At 52.3% G+C, this 19787-nt stretch carries 16 protein-coding genes and 1 pseudogene; 3 read left to right on the forward strand and 14 right to left on the reverse strand.

Annotation, left to right across the window (positions count from 1 at the left end):
* Positions 1-22 precede the first annotated feature (22 nt).
* Entirely contained in the window at positions 23-1081 is a 1059-nt protein-coding gene (rfbG, locus tag DWX59_RS05085) for a CDP-glucose 4,6-dehydratase (RefSeq protein WP_117556667.1), read from the reverse strand.
* 91 nt (positions 1082-1172) lie between these two features.
* Positions 1173-1376: a DUF6783 domain-containing protein gene (locus DWX59_RS29790; RefSeq protein ID WP_117557264.1), complete on the reverse strand. Its 204-nt coding sequence runs from the start codon at positions 1374-1376 to the stop codon at positions 1173-1175.
* On the opposite strand from DWX59_RS29790, the pseudogene DWX59_RS29795 reads away from it, so the two are divergent.
* Positions 1296-1577: pseudogene (locus DWX59_RS29795) on the forward strand (DUF6783 domain-containing protein); the annotation flags it as partial. The gene DWX59_RS29790 and the pseudogene DWX59_RS29795 sit on opposite strands and share 81 nt — an antisense overlap.
* Here DWX59_RS29795 and rfbF read toward each other — a convergent pair.
* The 11 genes from rfbF to DWX59_RS05145 all read right to left on the reverse strand — a co-directional run bounded on the left by rfbF (position 1465) and on the right by DWX59_RS05145 (position 17557).
* Positions 1465-2238: a glucose-1-phosphate cytidylyltransferase gene (gene rfbF / locus DWX59_RS05095; RefSeq protein WP_117556669.1), complete on the reverse strand. Its 774-nt coding sequence runs from the start codon at positions 2236-2238 to the stop codon at positions 1465-1467. The pseudogene DWX59_RS29795 and the gene rfbF overlap by 113 nt on opposite strands.
* 45 nt (positions 2239-2283) lie before the next feature.
* Positions 2284-3825 (reverse strand): hypothetical protein, encoded by a 1542-nt coding sequence (locus DWX59_RS05100; protein WP_235844918.1) that lies wholly within the window; start codon positions 3823-3825, stop codon positions 2284-2286.
* Positions 3826-3951: 126 nt separating this feature from the next.
* Positions 3952-5814 (reverse strand): hypothetical protein, encoded by a 1863-nt coding sequence (locus DWX59_RS05105; RefSeq protein WP_117556671.1) that lies wholly within the window; start codon positions 5812-5814, stop codon positions 3952-3954.
* Positions 5815-5940: 126 nt separating this feature from the next.
* Positions 5941-8250: a hypothetical protein gene (locus DWX59_RS05110; protein ID WP_117557268.1), complete on the reverse strand. Its 2310-nt coding sequence runs from the start codon at positions 8248-8250 to the stop codon at positions 5941-5943.
* A gap of 23 nt (positions 8251-8273) precedes the next feature.
* Complete coding sequence (locus tag DWX59_RS05115; protein WP_117556673.1) at positions 8274-9059, reverse strand: glycosyltransferase family A protein; 786 nt, start codon at positions 9057-9059, stop codon at positions 8274-8276.
* Entirely contained in the window at positions 9049-9690 is a 642-nt protein-coding gene (locus DWX59_RS05120) for a D-sedoheptulose-7-phosphate isomerase (RefSeq protein ID WP_117557270.1), read from the reverse strand. The genes DWX59_RS05115 and DWX59_RS05120 overlap by 11 nt, the downstream gene beginning before the upstream one ends.
* A 5-nt stretch (positions 9691-9695) precedes the next feature.
* Complete coding sequence (locus DWX59_RS05125; RefSeq protein ID WP_117557272.1) at positions 9696-10274, reverse strand: D-glycero-alpha-D-manno-heptose-1,7-bisphosphate 7-phosphatase; 579 nt, start codon at positions 10272-10274, stop codon at positions 9696-9698.
* A 16-nt stretch (positions 10275-10290) separates the two neighbouring features.
* Positions 10291-11361: a GHMP family kinase ATP-binding protein gene (locus tag DWX59_RS05130; protein ID WP_117556675.1), complete on the reverse strand. Its 1071-nt coding sequence runs from the start codon at positions 11359-11361 to the stop codon at positions 10291-10293.
* Between the two features lie 52 nt (positions 11362-11413).
* Positions 11414-12121: a nucleotidyltransferase family protein gene (locus tag DWX59_RS05135; protein ID WP_117556677.1), complete on the reverse strand. Its 708-nt coding sequence runs from the start codon at positions 12119-12121 to the stop codon at positions 11414-11416.
* Between the two features lie 31 nt (positions 12122-12152).
* Positions 12153-16139: a glycosyltransferase gene (locus DWX59_RS05140; RefSeq protein WP_117556679.1), complete on the reverse strand. Its 3987-nt coding sequence runs from the start codon at positions 16137-16139 to the stop codon at positions 12153-12155.
* On the reverse strand, positions 16136-17557 hold the full coding sequence (locus DWX59_RS05145; protein ID WP_117556681.1) for an ABC transporter ATP-binding protein: 1422 nt from the start codon (positions 17555-17557) through the stop codon (positions 16136-16138). Before DWX59_RS05145 ends, DWX59_RS05140 begins: the two co-directional genes overlap by 4 nt.
* A 191-nt stretch (positions 17558-17748) precedes the next feature.
* Between DWX59_RS05145 and DWX59_RS05150 the strand changes: the two genes are divergently transcribed.
* Together DWX59_RS05150 and trxA are read left to right on the forward strand one after the other, a co-directional pair.
* Positions 17749-18303, forward strand: a complete 555-nt coding sequence (locus DWX59_RS05150; RefSeq protein WP_117556683.1) for a rhodanese-like domain-containing protein — start codon at positions 17749-17751, stop codon at positions 18301-18303.
* Between the two features lie 161 nt (positions 18304-18464).
* On the forward strand, positions 18465-18782 hold the full coding sequence (gene trxA, locus DWX59_RS05155) for a thioredoxin (protein ID WP_117556685.1): 318 nt from the start codon (positions 18465-18467) through the stop codon (positions 18780-18782).
* A gap of 98 nt (positions 18783-18880) precedes the next feature.
* On the opposite strand, the gene DWX59_RS05160 is transcribed toward trxA, so the two are convergent.
* Entirely contained in the window at positions 18881-19591 is a 711-nt protein-coding gene (locus DWX59_RS05160) for a hypothetical protein (RefSeq protein ID WP_207660398.1), read from the reverse strand.
* Between the last annotated feature and the right edge of the window lie 196 nt (positions 19592-19787).

The following is a 19787-nucleotide window of genomic DNA, read 5'->3' on the forward strand; positions in this document are numbered from 1 at the left end:
GAATACCAGCGCCAGACGGCGCTTACTCAAAAAACTCCATAATCTGCCTGTCCATCACCTGAAGCATTTCCTGTCCGTCCAGGTAAGCCTTGGACCATTCCACGGTCTTTGCAACCGCCTCTTCCACGCCATACCTTGGACGCCATCCAAACACATGCTTGATTTTAGAACAGTCAAGCTTCAGGAAATTAGCCTCGTGGGGACCGCCGTCGTACCGGTCCACCCATGTCATCCCATTGCCCCAAGCACGGCAGAAGATATCCACCAGATTCCCGGTGGTCACGCAGTCCCTGTCATCCGGTCCCACATTATAGTATCCCTGGAATTTCCCATCCCCATACTGTTTCATGGCAATGGTCAGATAAACCGCCAAAGGCTCCAGCACCAGCTGGTAGGGCCTGGTGGAATGGGGGTTCCTTACAATGATATCTTTGCCGGAAGCAGCCGCCCTTACACAGTCCGGGATAATCCTGTCATTGGCAAAATCCCCTCCGCCAATCACATTACCGGCCCGCGACGTGGACACAGCGCACCGTCCGTCCCCCAAAAACGACTTCTGATAGCTATGGGTCACCAGTTCCGAGCAGGATTTACTATTGGAATACGGATCATACCCATCCAGGGGATCACATTCCCTGTAACCATACTCCCATTCCCTGTTCTCATACACCTTATCCGTGGTCACATTTAAGAAAGAACGCACGCTTTTTGTCAGCCGCACACATTCCAGCACATTCACGGTCCCCATTACGTTGGTCTCATAAGTATACACCGGATCCTTATAAGAATCCCTGACAATTGGCTGTGCCGCCAAATGAAACACAACCTCGGGCCTTACCCGGTCAAAGACCTCCCGCAGATGCTTCAGGTCCCGTATGTCCCCAATCACGCTGTCCATACAATCCTCCAGCCCCGCAATCTCAAACAGGCTCGGATCCGTAGGCGGACTTAGCGCATACCCCGTCACCTGAGCCCCAGCCAGCCCCAGCATCCTGCAAAGCCAGGCCCCCTTAAACCCGGTATGTCCGGTTACCAGCACACGCTTACCTTTATAAAATCCTTCCAACTCCCTAATAGTCATAAAAACTCCTCACTAAATCCATCTATGTTCCACAACGTTTTTCCTCCCTGGCGTTAGCGGAAGCGCAGCAGGGCTGCGGTATTCCTTCCTGCTAAAACCATCTTTCCACGCCGGCACTTAGGCGCGGTCTTTCACGCGCCTTAGGGTGTGTTTGGAAATTGCTTTCCGTCAGCTGTGCGTTCCACTTTGTGGGAGATTTGGTCCCGATGAGGGAGGCGTAGCGGGCTACGTTGACCGAATTGGGACCAAATATGCCGCGAAGTGGGGCGGGCAGATGGCGGGAATGAATTTTCAAACAGACCTTAGTACCGCTGCGTGGAAAACGAGCGAGAGCGGGTTGCAGCAGGAAGGAATACCGCAGCCCTGCGGACCCTCCGCCAAACCTACTCCCATATCTTCCACGGCGCATTACCCGACTGCCACAGTTCCTCCAGCTTGTTCATCTCCCTCTGGGTGTCCATGCACTGCCAGAATCCGCTGTGGTAAAAGGATTTAAGCTGTCCTTCCATGGCCAGCCTCTGCATGGGCTGCTTTTCAAACACAGTGGTATCATCCTCCAGATAATTGAAGATTTCCGGTTCCATCACCATAAATCCGCCATTAATCAGTGCGCCGTCGTTATCCTCCTTCTCACGGAAGGAAAGGATGGTATTGTCCTCATCAATATCCAGTACCCCCTTCATCTGGCCGATGTTCACCGTGGTAATGGTGGCTGTCCTGCCATGGGATCTGTGGAACTGCACCAGCTTATCCAGATTAACGGTGCTGACACCGTCCCCGTAGGTCAGCATGAAGGTCTCATTGCCAATATAGGGCTGGATGCGCTTCACGCGTCCGCCGGTCATGGTGTTAAGGCCTGTGTCCACAAGGGTCACCTTCCATGGCTCAGAATAATTGTTGTGGACTTCCATCTTATTATTGGCCAGGTCAAAGGTCACATCTGAGGTGTGAAGGAAATAGTCAGCAAAAAATTCCTTTACCACATACTGCTTATATCCAAGGCAGATGACAAAATCATGGAAACCGAATCCTGAGTAATATTTCATGATATGCCACAGGATGGGCCTTCCGCCGATTTCAATCATTGGCTTTGGCTTTAGATGGCTTTCCTCACTGATCCTGGTTCCAAGTCCGCCTGCTAAAATAACAACTTTCATCTTTATCCTCCATTGTGTCCCAGCCGCCCTCCCCGGGGCCGCCCGTCATCTGAAAACGTTCCATCCATGTTCCTTCAGGATACGCAGTGCATCCTGTATCTTGTCCACACCCTTCCTGTACTCAAACAGGCCGGACAGTTCCGCGTCCCTGGCCCGAAGTTCCTCTTGGTCCATATCCGGCACCTGAAGGGCCATGGCCGCCATTTTTTCAAAATTCCCTTCCCTGTGCGGGGCCTTCTTAATCTCATGGTAAGTAGTATAACCATTTCCTGACAGGATTGCAAGACAGAATACCGCAATCAGGCACCGCCGGAACACGCCCCTGGCGGTACGGACCCCTCCGGCTGATTCCGGATTCCCATGTGCATGCCGGCACACTCCCGGATTCCCACATGCATGCCGGCTCACTCCCGGATTCCCACAAACGCCCTGGTCCTTTCCGGGATTCCCACACATATACCCCTTCCTCCCCTGGTTCCACGCAAGGGCAAAGGTGATTACCATTCCCAGGATTCCCACCTGGAACTGCAGGGCGTACCTGGAACTCAGGGCATATGACTCGCTCTCAAATATATACCGGGACATGAATATAAGTATATGGTTCAGCCCTCCGCCCACCAGAAGCATCATGGGGAGAAGGGTTTTCTCATAGAACCGGAACCGCAGGTTAAGCCAAAGCGCAAACAGGTAACCGCTGACCACAAAAAGGCCGATGATGTAAAGGAAGCGGTTGGTAATGACCCCCTGCCTCACCAGTTCCTGCAGCTCCTCACCTCCAACAAGGATACCTGCAAAGGATTTAAGCAGGAACCGGATAGGGAAGTCAGGATGGTCTGACAGGATTTCCATCAGGGAACGCCCGGTTGCCCCTGCATGTTCCTCCACTGCGAATGAATTGCTGAGGATATAGAGAAGCAGCGGGGCCAGCGTACAGGCCATATAGGCAATGTAACGCATGTCCCATTCATTTTCCCGCATCCTGCCCCGGATTATGCAGAATGCGTAGGACATCAGGATGGTCACTGCGTAGATTGCACAGTAAGGGCCTGCTGTCCCCAGTATGATAAGCCACGGGAGCACCAGAAGCTTTAATCTGTCCCTTGTCTTTTCCTCACCGGCCCATACCCGGTCCAGCACCAGTTCATGGTAGTAAAAGCAGGCAAAGGCGAAGAAATGGGACCAGCCGCTGCCGTTTGTGAGCATTTCCCATTTATTCAGGCTGAACATCACAGCCATCAGAAGCGCAAACCAGCCAATACCAATCCTTTTATTTTTACAGTAAATCCCAAATACCCATCCGGCCAGCCCCAGGCTTATAACCCCCAGGACACGCTCCAGGGTAACGGAGAACCCAAACAGCTCAACATTGATAATCCGGCACAGGTAGTTGATGGGGATCCTGGTGAGCACATCCGGGACAAAGAATCTGCCAGGGTCATACACATCAGGAAGATAGCTGTTAACCAGACGGATGTAATCAGAATACACCACGTCACAGGTGGCATTTTTAACATACCAAAGGCAGAAGCCAATGCCAAGAAGGGGCAGAAGCCAATATATGATTTTTCTGTACCTGGATGTGTCCATGGTTCCTCCTTTTCTAAACGGTACGCACTCTTCCGGCAAAATAAACCTTGCCCTGCCGTCCTATGCACAATCCCCGCAAGACAATCCTGCCCTGCCGTCCTATGCACAATCCCCGCAAGACAATCCTTACCGCGCCGTCATATGCACAATTGCAGCCAGACGGTCCTTGCCGCGCTGTTCCTGGGCATTGTGCATATAGAAATTGTAGTCAAAGGTCAGGTGGACCATCTGCCACGGTTCGGCCTCAATGGTCTGGTTCACCACGGTGGAACGCACCGGGATTGTGAACGGCTCATCCTGGTCCTTTGTTATCTTAATCCCCTCGCCTCCGCTCATGACGCCCGGATATATGATTTCCAGGTCAATGACTCCTGTCTCACCTGCCATGACCGTCAGGCTGGCATGTTCATCCATCCATCCGTCATCGTAATAGCCATACTCCACATTCAGCTTGATTTCCTTCACGAACTGGGTGATATCCTGGAAACCATTGTGCTCCGGGTCCTCCCTCAGCACAAGCATACGGCTGTCCACCAGTCCGATGTCGCGGATACTGTCAATGAATTCCACACTGGTCCCCTCTGCTGTCCTTTCCTTGTCAAAGACCTTAAAAAAGGTACGGGCCGTAAAGTCGCTCATCTTATAACTGCTGCCTATGATATAAATATTTTTTCCGAACAGGCTGTCGCCATACCGTCCGTATGTCTCCTCTGCCAGTGAATTGTAGCGCAGCTGGTCCGGCCACAGGTACAGGTTCGGGTACTGGGCCCGGTAGAACAGCTCTGCCGGAAGCATGAGGATGACATAGCAGGCAAATGCCGCGCCCCAGGGCCACAGACGTTTCAGGTAAAGCTCCGGCTTCACCCCTTCGGTCAGGTATCCGTACATATATGCCAGAAGCAGAAGGGCTGCTGTCAGGGAAACATAGACCCAGCGCATCTCCACCCGGATGGTCACGCTGGAGGACGCGATACAGGCCCCGATGAATAAAAGGAACAAGGCCAGGCTGCATAGTACCTTACCCTTCACATCCTTCCTCTTGTCCCTTATGACTTTTATAAGGAAGCCCAGTACAATGACGGCAATGGCCGCATCGGCCAGCAGGACCAGGATCCTGATTGCCAGGGGGCTCTGCGCCCATGGACGGCCGTTGAGGTGTTCCGGGCCAGCGTTTATGCCGAACACGTACGCAATCTGGCTCAGTCCATGGCGGATTGTATCTGCCAGACTGAAGGTATCCGCCACCTGGGTCCCGCCAGTGCCCGCGGGAAGGACACTTCCAATGGCAAATACACGGATTGCCTGGACAAGCAGGAAGGAAGCCAGGCCGGCGCCCCATTCCGTCAGATTCTTAGACCCTTTGACAAGCAGTACAAAGAGCAGCAGCGGGAACAGCACCATATACCGTTCATGTACAAAACACACGCCAAAATACAGGGCGCAGGACAGGTAATAATACTTCCTGCCGTCCTCCCCGTCCATATAACGGTACAGGTACCAGAGGATGCCAATGGCCATCCAGAGCGCCATGGTCTCCATCAGCCCCAGGACCTGTCCGATCTGGTAATAAGCCATCCGGCTCATAAGATACATGAAGCCGCACAAAAAGCCGATTCCCTTGGAACGCGAAAGCCGTCTGCCGATTAGGTAGACAGAACAGGAAACCGCTGTGTTCAACAGGATGTTAAATGGCACAAACCAGTTCACATGATTACCCACCACCGCCATCTCAAGCCAGGCAGCCAGATAGTAAAGGAAACGGAACCTGGTGCTTCCCAAAGGGAATACATACTGGAGGAACCCCTGCTCACCATAACAGGACCAGAAATACAGGTCATCCATATAAAGCCCTTTGATTTCAATGTTCCTGTTGACCCACACTGCCGTGGCCAACAGGATTCCCATGAAAATCACATGGTCTTTCCACTCATATTTCTTCTCCATCCTGGAGAAACCGATCCTGGTCCTTGACCGTTCTTTTGTCTCCACTGCTTATGCCTCCTTTGCAGTACCTTGTGTGTAAATCCATCCGTGTCCGTGTGGGTGCCGCCCGGAAAGGACCGGCACCGGACCATGGCCATGACTTCCGTCCGATTGACATCCGTCCAATCAGCTTCAGTCCGATGAAAAACTGTAATTATTGTGGAAATCCTCTGCTGCTGCCACAGGATCCTCAGGCGGTACGGGGGGCAGCGTGACCCTGGCCGACAGATTACCCCACTCGTACGTAAGGTCCGTAAGGCTGCCCTCCTCTATCATGTCCTCTATCATCTCAAGGGCGCGCGGCTGTGCTGCCAGATATCCTTTTTCCACGAAAAAGTATTCTGTGTCCGCATATTCCAGGAACTCCTCAAAATATGCCAGCTTTTTCACCAGAAATACATTGCCCCCGCTGCCAGTGACATCGTAATAACTCTGTACACTGCAGGGCATGTCCAGCACATCCGGGTGGTTCCCGAATGCCAGCACCCTTGTATCCGGGGAAAAGCCGGATATAAGGTTCAGATACCCTGTTTCCAAATCGCGCTGCCGTGCCTCCCGCCGGTGGTCGTAGTATCCCAAATGCTTTAAGCGTACCGGGGTGAAACCGGGCTGTCCGGCCCAGCTGGTCAGGCATGTAAGAGGAATGTTAGCAATCATGAAGCAGATGACCCCCAGGCCAAGCCCGCGTCCCAGCGCATGTGCGCGGGCGGGAACCGCGCCAAGGCAGCCACTGCTTAACACGCTCCCTCCCATCCTCATGGAAATGACGACCAAAAGGGAATAAAACAGGATGAAATAATTGCCGTCCACCTGGGACAATGTATAAATGCTGGCAATGCATCCCATTATCATGACCACCATCAGAACCCTGTCAAATACTTCCAGGGGCGTCCGGTCCTTCCTGCCCCTTATGGCAGAAATGAGCCAGATGAACAGGAACAGCGTCACAAGTCCGGTTCCCCAGGCAATGACAACATGGTCCATGTCCACGGAAACAGGGGCCGTAAGCATTTCTCCAAGGCGCCGTCCCAGGCGGGCCAGTTTTTCCCCGGCAGTCAGCATGGAAGGGTCCCCAATCACATGGTTAAAGGAGTAAGGATACCTGACTTTCCATCCCAGCCGTTCGCACAGGCCTGCAAAGATGGAGGTCACCGGCACTCCGGTCAGAAGCCATGTGCGGTACCAAAGCCCTGCTGCCGCGCCAGCCGGCAGAAATAGCAGCAGCCATCCCTTTCTGTCCCCCAGGCAGAACCTGCCCCTGGCCATGAGACATATAAGGGCGGTTCCCCCCAGGGCGGTTGAAAATACCAGGGCCGTGGGCTTATATACCAGGGTCAGCAGATAGGTTGCCACCGCCATAAGAAGCCATGGCGTCTTTTCTTTTTTCTCAAACGCGCGGCACAGGAAGTTATAGATAATCAGCTGGTGCAGCAGTGTGATGATATCACTCTTGGCCGTGGCAGCCATGTTCATGATTCCAGGGATGGAGGACAGCACGGCGGCTGCAAAAAGCCCCATTCCCAGTCCCCTGCAGCGTCCCACCATGGAAGCTGCCAGGACCAGGACCGCAGCTGCCATCCATAGGGAAAATGCCAGCACAAATCCATAGGTGGGCGTGCCGCACAGGGGAAGGGCCAGCACCTCCAGTCCTTTGCTGTAGGTGTAGACCAGGTTAATCATACCCAGGTTTTCATAAATCCCCTTCCCATTGTCCAGCACGAATGCCGACCGCAGTCCATAGTGCAGGGAGTCATAATCCAGTTCTATATTCAGGCGTCCGGCCTGGATCAGGACCATGGTGATGATAAATGCCAGGAGCCAGGGTCCGGCTTTCCCAGGCAGCTGCCTCTGACATCCCGGCGTCCCCGGCGTCTTCTGCCCGGCCCGGCCTTGGCGGATTGCCAGATACGCCTCCGCACCCATTGCCGCGCCGCCAAGAACCAGCGCCAGGACACGCCAGAGCCTAATCCCCCCATGGCCCGTGAGGGATATAAGGCACACAAGGACCATCCAGAATGCGCTTCCGGTCACCAGGGACATGGACAGTTCCTCAACAGACGTCTGCCGGACCTTCCATGCAAATAACCGATGGATCCATCTTCCCCAGAGGATCAGGACCGCCACATAGATACCGGATACGGCAATCGGCACCAGGATCTGATGGCACCAGGTAAAGACAGCAGCGCCTCCAGCCACACAAAACCAGCAAATCCGGAGGTTTCCGGCGCCCTTGTCCCGCTTCCCGCCGTAAGCCCTCCTTAGCCAGAACAGGTTCCATGCAAATACAAGCACAACCTCCCCCAACATGGTCCACGTGGCTTCCGACTCCAGGACGCTCCTTAAAGGCCCTGCCATCACTTTGTAATACGATATGATAAGAAACGCTCCTGTCAGCCCCAACAGCACTGCCAGAAGCAGATTCTCCCTTTTGCTACCCTTCATATTCAGAACCCTTAATTTTTTTATCACTCATATTCACCATAGGCAGTTTTATAAAAATGCATCAGCAGCCTGGCAACCGGCCATGGCCAGAACCGTCTGAACATGGCTTCCTCTTCTTCTGCCCTCCTGTTATCCATGATGCACGCCTTGGTGGTGGCTCCGTCATGGACCCTGTAGTACAGAAGCGGACGCTCGTCACAGATAAAACGTCCCCTTTCACAGGCCAGCTGATATAGGTTGTCCCAGTCCAGGGCAAACCTGTACTCTGAACGCACCAGGGGCGTGCCCAGCATCTTCTTCTGATAGGTTGTGGCCGGACAGCAGATGGGATTGCCCAAAATCAGGGACATCTTCTTAACCCACGCCCGGTGGTTCAGGGCCGGAACCCGCAGCGGCAGACGGAGGATGCGTTTCACCCACAGCATGGCGTCGCCTGTAATCAGGCGTCCATTTTTCACAATCACATAATCCGTGGTAAACACGGTCATGTCAGGATACGCCCTGTAGGCTGCCAGAAGCCGCTCCGCATATTCTTTATGGTACATGTCGTCCTGATGTGCGATGGTGACCAGCTCGCCGTCCGCCATCTCATATGCAAAATTCCAGTCATCCCTTATATTGCTCCCGCCATGCCTTACAAATACCTGGATGCCGTATTTCCACGCCAGCCCGTCTATGTATGGGCTGGGGGTGGAGGTGCACAGGATGATATGGCTGGGCACGCTCTGGGAAACAAGGGAGCGTATTAACGGTTCCAGATAAGGCGAATCCTTGTAAGCGCATATGGAAAACACATGCTTATACTTCATAAAAATGTTCCTCCAGCATCAGGCAGAGGGCGTGATAAACCGGCAGATGCAGTTCCTGGATTTTAAATGTCTCCTGCTCCGGCACCACGATGGACACATCGCAGGCCCTGCCAAGCTCTCCCCCGTCCTTGCCCGTAAGGCCAATGGTCCTGATGCCCGCGGCCTTTGCCACAGCCACCGCATACATGATATTCTTAGCATTGCCTGAAGTGGAGATTCCTATGAACACATCCCCGGGCCTGCCGTAACCGTAAAGCTGCTGGGCATAGGTCAGTTCCCCTTTCACATCATTGGAAAATGCAGTGGATAGGGATATATGCCCGGTAAGCGCAATGGCAGGAAGGCTTCCCTGAAGCTGTGCCGCCAGTTCCCCGCCCCGCACCGGGTCCGCTGACCTCAGTGCGTCCGCAAATTCCCCGGATACCGGACGGCGCTTGACAAATCCCTTCATCAGCTCCCCCACGATGTGCTCACTGTCAGCGCAGCTTCCGCCGTTTCCTGCAATGAGGACCTTTCCCCCATGTTCATAACATTCCCTCATCATCTCATAAGCAGCAAGGACATCCGCCTTCACTGCATGAAGCACCGGATACCTTCCGGTCAGTTCCTCCAGATATTCCATTTCCCTCATGGTCTTCACACCTGTCCTTTCCCTAAAATCCACCGGGCAGCATCCGGCAGGGTCTCTGCGTAAAAGTCATATGCAGGGCTTAATCCAGTTTTCATATCCTCTTCATGCTGTTCCCTGCCGTATCCGGTTCCCACCAGAATAGAAGCAAGCCCGTAATTCTTCCCCGCCTCCACGTCCAGCAGCTTATCGCCCACCATGAAGGAATGGGCCTTGTCCACGTCAAACCGCCCTTCGGCCATCTCAAACATCCCGGTTCCAGGTTTCCGGCATTGGCACTGTATCTTATATGGTCCAATGCCATGGACCGGGTGATGGGGGCAGTAATAAAATGCATCAATGCCCGCCCCGTCACGCTCCAGCAGTCGGTTCATATGCAGGTGCAGACGCCGTACGTCCTCCTCTGTATAATATCCCCTGGCCACGCCGGCCTGATTGGTAACCACCACCAGACGGTATCCCGCCTCCTTTAACATCCTAAGCGCTTCCCCGACCCCCGGAAGGATATGCAGGTCCTCCGGCCTGTAGAGATAGCAGACCTCTTCATTTAGCGTCCCGTCCCTGTCTAAAAAAACAACCCGTTCCATGGCTTTTAACCGTCCTTTATATGTCAAACTTATATTCCCCATCCGGCATATGGACGCTGACCTGGCCGTACTGCCACCTGTCATCGTCCATGACCCAGCTCTGGGCGCCGCGCAGTTCAAAGTTCCAGTCGGCCAGCTGGCCGCCCGCCTGTTCCATCCTGGCCGCCACCTTATGGCGTACATTATACGGGCAGTACATAAGCAGGTAACCGCCGCCCCCAGCGCCCAGGAGTTTCCCGCCCAGCGCCCCTGCCTTCAGGGCCTCATCATAAAGCTCATCAATCTGAGGCGTGGTAATCTTGTCGCTCATGCGCTTCTTGCTCTGCCATCCGTAGTCCAGAAGTTTCCCAAAACTGTGCAGGTTGCCCTTTAGAAGCTCGTCCTTCAGGGCATAGGCCAGGGCCTTTACCTCGCACATGGCCTGAAAGCTGTCTTTTTTCTCATAGTTCTGCACCTGGTCCTTGATGATGTTAGCTGACACGTGGATCTTACCCGTATAACAGAGCAGCAGGTTGTATTGAAGTTCATGGATGATATCCTTCTTAATCCGCAGCGGATTCACCACCACATTATTGCGCCCATGGAACTCAATGAAGTTAAATCCGCCAAATGCAGCCGCATACTGATCCTGGTATCCGCCGTCTATCCCCAGGTCAATCCTCTCCACCTGATAAGCCAGGTCAGCCATGGCATACGCGTCCATCATGATTCCTTTCCACCGCGCCATGGCCATCAGCATGGCCACCATGACAGTGGATGAGGTTCCAAGGCCGGAACCAGGAGGCGCATCACACTGGAGGTATACCTCGCAGCCCTGCTTGATATCCATGGCCTTAAGGGCCGCTGTCACAAGGTCCAGTTTTCCGTCGTAAACATAATTCTCATTGGTGTTATATTTAACCGTCATGTCAAAGTCAATGGAATTGACAATAATCTGGTCATCCTCCCTGGGAACAATGGAGCAATACGCATATTTGTTGATTGTGCTGCCGATAATGGCGCCGCCCTGCTCCACGCAGAATGGCGCTACATCCGTTCCTCCTCCGCCAAAGCTTACCCTGAGCGGCGCCCTTCCTCTGATTACCATTTGTTTCTCCTTCCGTATTCAACCTATCCGTGTTTCCCGGCGCAGATGCACCCTAGATTACCACCAGGTTCCTCACATCCTCCTGGAACTGGCGGTACGCCTCAGGAATCCCGATATCAATGAAGTATCCGTCATTGACAAAGCCTCCCAGCGCCTTCCCTTCTTTTAACCACCTTGGAATCATATCATTTTCCAGTGACACCTTACCCTCCGGAATGGTATCCATAAGGCTTCGCCTCATCAGGTAAATCCCGCCGTTTATGGTGCCTTTCCTGGCTTCTTCTGTTTTCTCGTTAAATGCGGTCAGGAATCCGTCCTGGTCCAGGATGGCCTGGCCGTATCTGGACACATCCGGCACTTCCCGCAGTACCAGGGCCATGTCCAGATCCAGGGAATCCAAAAGCCGTTTCAGGCGCGTATAGTCAATCTGGTAAAATGTATCTGCATTCAGCACAAAGAACCTTTCCTCCGTGATATAGCGTCCGGCGTTCCTGATTGCGCCTGCCGTCCCCAGCAATGTCTCCTCATAGGCATAGGATGCGCAAAACCCAAACCGCTTCCCATCCCCAAAATACTCCTCCACCATGGTCCCTTTGTATCCCACGGCAAAAATGATATCATCGATACCGCTGCGCACCAGTTCCCTGGTGACATATTCCATGAAAGGCCGTCCCTCAATCAGGGCCATGGGCTTGGGCCGGTCGCTTACCACGCTGCGAAGCCGCGTCCCAAGGCCCCCGGCCAAAAGTATTGCCTGCATTGCACTCCTCCTTCTCGGTTTATCCTCACCGTCACACCCGGAAGTCCTCATCAATCACCTTCCAGGCGCCGTCCATGCTGAAATTCTTCTTAATATAATCCTGGGTCCTGCGGCACAATTCCTGACAGCGGCCATTATCATTGTAAAGCTCCGCCACCCGGTCCGCAAATGCTTCCGGCTCATCCGCAATCTCCAGCACGGATTCCACAAAGGGAATGCCCTCCGCACCGGTGGATGTGGTCACGATGGGGGCGCCGTGATAGATGGCCTCCACCACCTTGCCCTTGACCCCTGCGCCGTAACGCAGCGGCACCACCACCAGCTTGCAGGCGGAATAAAGCTCCTTAAGCTCTTCCTCGCTGACAAAGCCCTTTATCACAATTCCCTCTTCCTGCCCAAGGGCCTGAATCTCCCCGGTCACCTTAGACCCGACCACATAGAACCGTATGCCCGGAATCCGTTTCCGGATGGCAGGGAATATCTCCCTTGCAAACCACAGGACCGCATCCGCGTTGGGCGGATGGGCAAAGCCTCCCACAAACAGAAGTCCTTCCCTCTTGGCAAAGTCATCCTGTATGTTGGACAGGAACGTGTCATAGACATATGCGGTAATGGCCTTTGCATGGATGCTTCCGTCAATGGCATGGATTGCATTTATCTCCACATAGGACGGATAATAGGAAACAGCCGCCTTATGCATCATGGTCAGTTCCACTGATTTCCAGTAATCAGCTTCCCGCTTGATATGAATGTCGCCGGTCAGTTCATACTCCCTGCCCAGCCTGAGGAAATGAAGGTCGTGTCCGTAATAGATAACCTTCATCTTCGTATAATCCTTAATATAATCCACATATTTGGCAGCAATATGCGGACGGTTCAGGTATGCGTAGTTTATCTGGTCCCCATTTGTCTTAAGCCAGTCCCAGATACCGGCCGCATAATCATCCCCGTACAGCACTTCAATGCCCATCTGCTGGAGCGTGGTGGAGTACGGTTCTTCATGGAGGAAGTTGTCTCCCAGGAATTTAACCACATAACCTTTTTTCAAGAACATTTTCAGGTACTGGTATGTGGTCTTGGAACCGGCGTCCTTATCAAACGTGGGCACGTAGTGGTCCACCACCAGGATGATTTCCTTTCCCTGGCTGCGCTCCCTTGCCCTAAATGGGTTGGGGCTGCCCGTGTTGACACACTGGCCTTTCAATTCCTCCGCCCATTTTTCCTTAAGCTTCCTGCTGTTTTCCACCTGGTAGCGCTTCAGGCCGGTGCCGTTTACATCCGTGCCGTTGGACACTCCCTCAAAATGGATTACCTTTGAAAGCGGCTGATACACTACCCGGTATCCCGCCCTCCTCACCTCAAAGGCAAGGTCCGAATCCTCGCAGTACGCGGGGGCATACCGCTGGTCAAAACCTCCAATCTGCTTCCACAGTGCGGAGGACAGCAGGATGGCTGCGCCTGATATATAATCCACATCTTTTACATAATTGTATTCTGCCTTGTCCGGATTATCCAGACGTCCATAATTCCAGCCGGAACCGTCACTCCAGATGATTCCTCCCGCCTCCTGAAGCCGTCCGCCCGGGTATACCAGCTTGGATCCCACCATGCCGATGGTGCGGTCTGATTCAATCAGGTCCACAAGGGAGGAAAGCCACCCATGCGTCACCTTGGTGTCATTGTTCAGGAACATGATATACTTGCCCCTGGCCGCCCTGGCCGCCTGGTTGCAGTTTTTCAGGAAGCCCTGGTTGGTCTCGTTGCGGCAGATGACCAGGCCTTCCACATACTGCCCAAGACAGGCCGTGGCGTCCGTGGATACGTCATCCGCAATAATCACCTCGTAGGTCACATCCTTTGTGAATTCCAGGATGGACTGGAGGCATGCATAGGTGTAATGCACCTGGTTATAACACGGGATTACAATGGATACCTGGGGTCCGTCCCAACCGTCCGGGCCTTCCCCGCCCGGGCCCGGCACCTGCGGGAATACGAGCCTTCCATATTTGAGGTAATCCTCCCCTATCTTAAAATCCCCGTCAATCTGGTTGCGTCCTGAGCGGGTGGCGTAAAGCCTGCCATAGCGGATTGGATGTTTAACCGTATTAAAACAATAATTCAGGACCTTGCGCTTTTTGGTCCCCTTTGGAAACGCCTTATTGACCTGGGCGCCCAGTTTGCGGCGCACCTTGAATATAAGGGCCTCATGCCCGTTTAAGTAGGTGGCCAGCCTGCCCAGTTCGTCAATCTCGTGACGTAAGTCCTTAATCATCACTTCCAGGTTGGCAACATGGTTGTTGGTAAGGCGCTGCACTTCCTGCTCCTTGCGTATCTGGAAGTTCTTTTCCTCCACCTCTGCCTGAAGCGCATGTATCCTGTCCCTGGCCTTTGTAAGTTCTTCATCCGTTTTCATTAATTCACCAAGGCCTGTAACCTTCTGGCTGTACCTGGCCAGATATCCCTGGCTGCCATCCCCGTGCACATAGGACTGGAAGGCTTCCTCCATGGAAGCATACAGGGCCGCGGTCTGCCTGGATATGGAAAATTCCTCAAGGAAATCCTCCAGTCCGGCGTATTGAAGCAGTCCCTGGTATTTATAATAGAAGTAAGCCAGATTGCGGTACTGTACAAAATGGGCCGGAACCGGGAAATCAAATACCCACTCGTAATCCAGGCAATAAAGTCTCTCATCCCCAGCCTGTCCATCCTGTCCGTGGTTCTTTGCATCCGCCTTCACAAGCATCAGGTTCTCAAACAAACCGTCTATATTACTGACTTTATAGGAAATGTCGTCTATATCCGGTATTTCCCCAAAGACCTCTGTAAATTCAGGGGTCACGGTAAATGGCATGGTCTGGTCCTTGTCCACATCAAAAACCACCTTCATGGCTGCCCGGATTTCCTCCAGCGGTGCCTTTCCATTCCTAATCTGACTGCCCAGCTTCTCTGCCAGGGTAATCCCCTCCAAAAACCGGAACCGCACCGTCATGCCGTCCTCTGAAAGCAGGGGTTCCAGTACGCGGACCCAGGGGTTAAATGCCTTGAGCTGGTCGTATTTCTTTGCAAAGGAAAGGATATGCCAGCTTCCCTCACTGCTAAGGGCAGCCTTTTCCACATACCGGGTTCCATCTTCTTCCAGAATACTGGTGCGTATCTGGAAAGCCTGCTTTCTGGTGCGGTTATATTTTACGTAAACCGTTTTCTGGAGAGGCGCTCCCTTTGATGCAATCAAAAGGAAGCCATTGGAAAACCTGGAGAAATCCCCCTCTTCCAAAAGCATGTCATAAACCTCTTCCTCGTTGAGGCAGGCATATCTGGGCCTGTCATAGGATACGTCCATATGGGTAATGCTGCCCTTGCCCGGAAGATACCGGTCCGAATAAATGGATGCCGGGAGGCGGTAATCCGGCATGGGATAATAGAATTCCATGCTTGTAAAACCGGCTTCATGAAACGCAGACATAAGGCGCCCCTTTGTATAGGAGGCCTCCTCACCGTCATGCCCGCCGCCTGCCAGGAACCTTAGCCCCATTGCATTCTCACAGGCAAATACAAACCTGCCTCCGTCCTTCAGATATCCCCCTGCCCTGCGGACCGTTTCCTCAAGCGGTTCCTCACGGCCAGGCCCCACAAGGAAAACCCAGTCAAACAATGGCTCCTGGCCTTCCAGGTTTCCCCTGTCCGTCAGGTCTTCTCCGCCTTCCAGCCCATAGGTTATATTGCCCCTTGCCTGGTTCCGCTGCCGGTTCACCAAAAGGTTCTCGTCCCTGTCATCCACCACGGTCACATGGGCGCAGCGCCCTGCCAGCAGTCCGGTAAATACACCGTATCCCGAGCCAAGCTCCAGCACCTGGTCCTGTCCGGTCAAATCCAGCCATTCCAGAAGGTTTTCCCGGATAGGCGAAAGCGCATGAAGCACCTGGGGGCGTTCATCCTGGTCCAGAGCCTGGTCCATGCCTTCCCGGGTACTGCCATATGTCTTGAATAAATCTAAGATTTCGTAACTGATATCCTTCATGAACATCCTCCGCCACAGCTTTTCTTCTCTGCCTTCACCTGGGATTCCATATCATACACACCCACCGTGTTCTTATTGGAGATGACTGTAATATTCGTCACATTGTACAGGCGGTGATAGACAACATGTTCCCCATGTTCAAAGCCCGTACAGGACATGCTCAGGAGATATTCCCCTCCCTGAAGCGTCATTTTCTGTGAAAACTCTACCGTGTATTCGTCCCCGCGCTTCACCGGCTTTATATCCGCGCCTTCAAACATGGTGTTGGTCCCTGTCAGGTCGCTTCCCTTCTTGTCCTTGATTGTGTAGGTAAAAATCGGCGCCTGGATATCCGTATGGAAACGGATGCATTCCCTGATGGTGAATGTTTCTCCTTTTAACAGAAGGTTGGTAAGGTTTCCCCGCTCATCAAACAGGCCAAGGTCATAAATCTCAGCCCTGCCGTCCCCATATTCCGTCCTGTCATAATTAATGGTCAGCTGGTCCTTCATAAGGCCTTTGCCATGTGCGGCACCGCCATCCTGCAAAACCCCCGTGCCCTGCCCTGCAGGACCATCCTCCTTCTGTGCCGCATCTGCGCTTTCCAGCGCCATCTCCATGCCGCCGGAAAAATCGGACATTTCCACTTGGTTCTTCTTTTCCAGTTCCGCTTTCAGCGAATCCAACTGGCCGGCCAGTATTTTCTTATATAAATCCACCATATGTCCGGGAGCGCCTTCGGACACGAATTCGCCCTTATTAAGAAGGACCACCTTGTCACAGTACTTGATGATACTGCCCATATCATGGGTTACCATCAGGATTGTGGTTCCCTTTTTGCGTATCTCCTCCATCCTGCGGTAGCATTTGGACTGGAAAAAAACATCGCCCACGGACAATGCCTCATCCACAATCAGGATTTCCGGGTCCACGTTGATGGCTAACGCAAAAGCCAGCCGTACAAACATACCGCTGGAATAAGTCTTGACCGGCTGGTACACAAAATCCCCTATTTCCGCAAAGTCCAGGATATCCTGAAGCTTGGCGTCCATCTCCTTTTTCGTGTATCCCATCATGGTGCCGTTCATATATATATTTTCAATTCCTGTATAATCCATATTGAAACCGGCGCCCAGTTCCAGTAGGGCCGATATCTTACCGTCCACCGCAACCTCTCCTGTGGTCGGCGTCAATACCCCGGTAATGATTTTTAATATAGTGGATTTGCCGGAACCGTTGGTTCCGATGATTCCCACTGTCTCCCCCTTCTTCACATGGAAGGAAAGCTGGTTCAGTGCATAAAAATCCCTGTGGTAATTCTTATGGGAAATGCTCATGGATTCTTTCAGACGGTCAATGGGTTTCTCATATAATCTGTATACCTTGGTCACGTCCGCGACCTTAATGGCGTACTCACTGTCCTTTTCTCTATCTGGCATAACTGTCTCCATCCTAGTTAGTACATACTTTTCCACTTTAGGCATAAGTATAGCATAGAATGTGGGATTTTTATACCTCAAACAATATTTTTCAAAAAAAGTTAAGGATTGCCTATTGACAAATTCAACTGTATATACTATAGTTACAGTATAAACTGTACCAAAATTAATTACAGAAAAGGAGGCGTAAAATGCACAAAGGGACCTATCTTATAGCGGCGGTTTTATTCTGTACAGCAGCACTGGCAGCCTGCGGTGCTTCCAACAGCGCCAGCCCGGCGCCAAGCCCGGACAGCATGGCCACCCGGTTTTCTCAGGGCAGCATGGATGACCCGGCTTTACAGGGCAGCATGGATGACCCGGCTTCACAGGGCAGCATGGATGACCCGGCCACACAGGAAAGCATGGATGCTCAGGCCGCGCAGGGCGAAAGCGCCTATCATAAAATCACGGCCAGCGAGGCCAAAGCAATGATGGATCAGGGCGGCGTTACCGTGGTTGATGTGCGCAGGGAAGACGAATATGCGGCAGGGCACATCCCGGGCAGCATCCTGGTCCCCAATGAAGGAATCAGGGATACACAGCCAGAGGAACTTCCGGATTTGGATGCGGTCCTTTTGATTTATTGCCGTACCGGCGTACGCAGCAGACAGGCATCCGATAAGCTGGTGGAAATCGGATATCAGAATGTCTATGATTTCGGAGGCATTGCGGATTGGCCCTATGAAACAGTGACAGAGGACTGAAATCCATGTTTTCATAAGCCGAGCTTAACATCAGAAGATAATCTATTAGATTTAAGAATGAATGTTTCGTGACCTTTGTCACATAACTATACGCCAAAATGTGGTATGCTATAACCAATACAAGAAATAATATTAATGAATATAAATCAGGAGGTTCTATTATGGCTGTAAAACATTTATCTAAAAGTGAATTTGATCAGGCAGTAAACGCTGGTGAGGATTTGGTAGTGGTTGACTTCTTTGCAACATGGTGTGGTCCGTGTAAGATGCTTACCCCGGTTGTGGAGAGCATGGCAGAAACCCATCCGGAAGTACATTTCTACAAAGTCGATATCGACGAGGAAATCGAACTGGCAACCCGTTTCCAGGTAATGAGCGTCCCCACCCTTCTTTATATGAAGAAAGGCCAGATTGTCGGGAAGTCCATTGGCCTTGTCTCAAAGGCTGATATGGAAAGCGAGATTGCAAAGAATAAATAATGCTCCCTCTTCTTTTTTATAATTATAGATAACTGACCGGCCGGCAGCATTGCCGGCCGGTTGTCTGTCCACTCACGGCTGGCGGGACATATCATCCTCTATACCTGCCGTTCCTCACTATCATTGATACTCAACTGATTCCAATACCTGTCAATCAAATCCTCCGTCTCATCCACGGGCAGGGAAAACTTGCCCATGGCCCTGGAAACCACATCTTCCTTTGAAAGCCCTAACTCCCTGCATACCTCCACAAGGGCCCCAAGTCCCTGTTTAACCCCTTCAATCCTTCCATCCTCTATCATCCCGCGGATTGCCTCACACATATTAATTTTTCCTCCTTCCTCACAGTACATATCCTTTATCTGCTCCAGTTCGGCAGAACCTGTTACCGATATAATCACGTCAAACGCATCCTCATCCAGACACTGAAATGTTTCCTCATTTTGAAATGCAAATTCCCATTCCCTATTCTTGTCATTCGAATGTTTGATGAACCCAAATACTTCCCTTAAATCAGTCCGGAAGCAGTCAATGTCCTCAAAGCTTCTAAGTTCCAGCACCTGGCGGTGACGTTTCCTTATATGCCGCAGCTGTCTGTCATAACCCGCAGCATCTTCCAGCATGATCCGGACAGGCATGGCATAATGGACCTGGTCCTGGTTTTCAATCCCAACAATTGCAAACCCTGTGTCAAAGACGATTTTCCTGACACAGTCCCGGTATTTCTGTACCATGAACCGGTTCCTTAACCTTCCAAATACACCTGTGACATTGGAATCCATCTCCTGCACATCTTCTTCTGAAACCACCTGTTCCCCGCAAAATATAAACCCATTGATTAAATCCGCATAACGCGCCCGGTCATCAAAGTAACGGACCAGATACCGGGTCCTTTCTGAAAATGCAATAAACCCTGTCCTCCCATATTACCAGTCCTGTGATCCTGCCAGCGACATTGCCGGCCAATGAAAATATTAGATATGGACGGCAAATGATTTACCATCC

Source organism: Enterocloster aldenensis, from assembly GCF_003434055.1.
GTDB classification, from domain to species: domain Bacteria; phylum Bacillota; class Clostridia; order Lachnospirales; family Lachnospiraceae; genus Enterocloster; species Enterocloster aldenensis.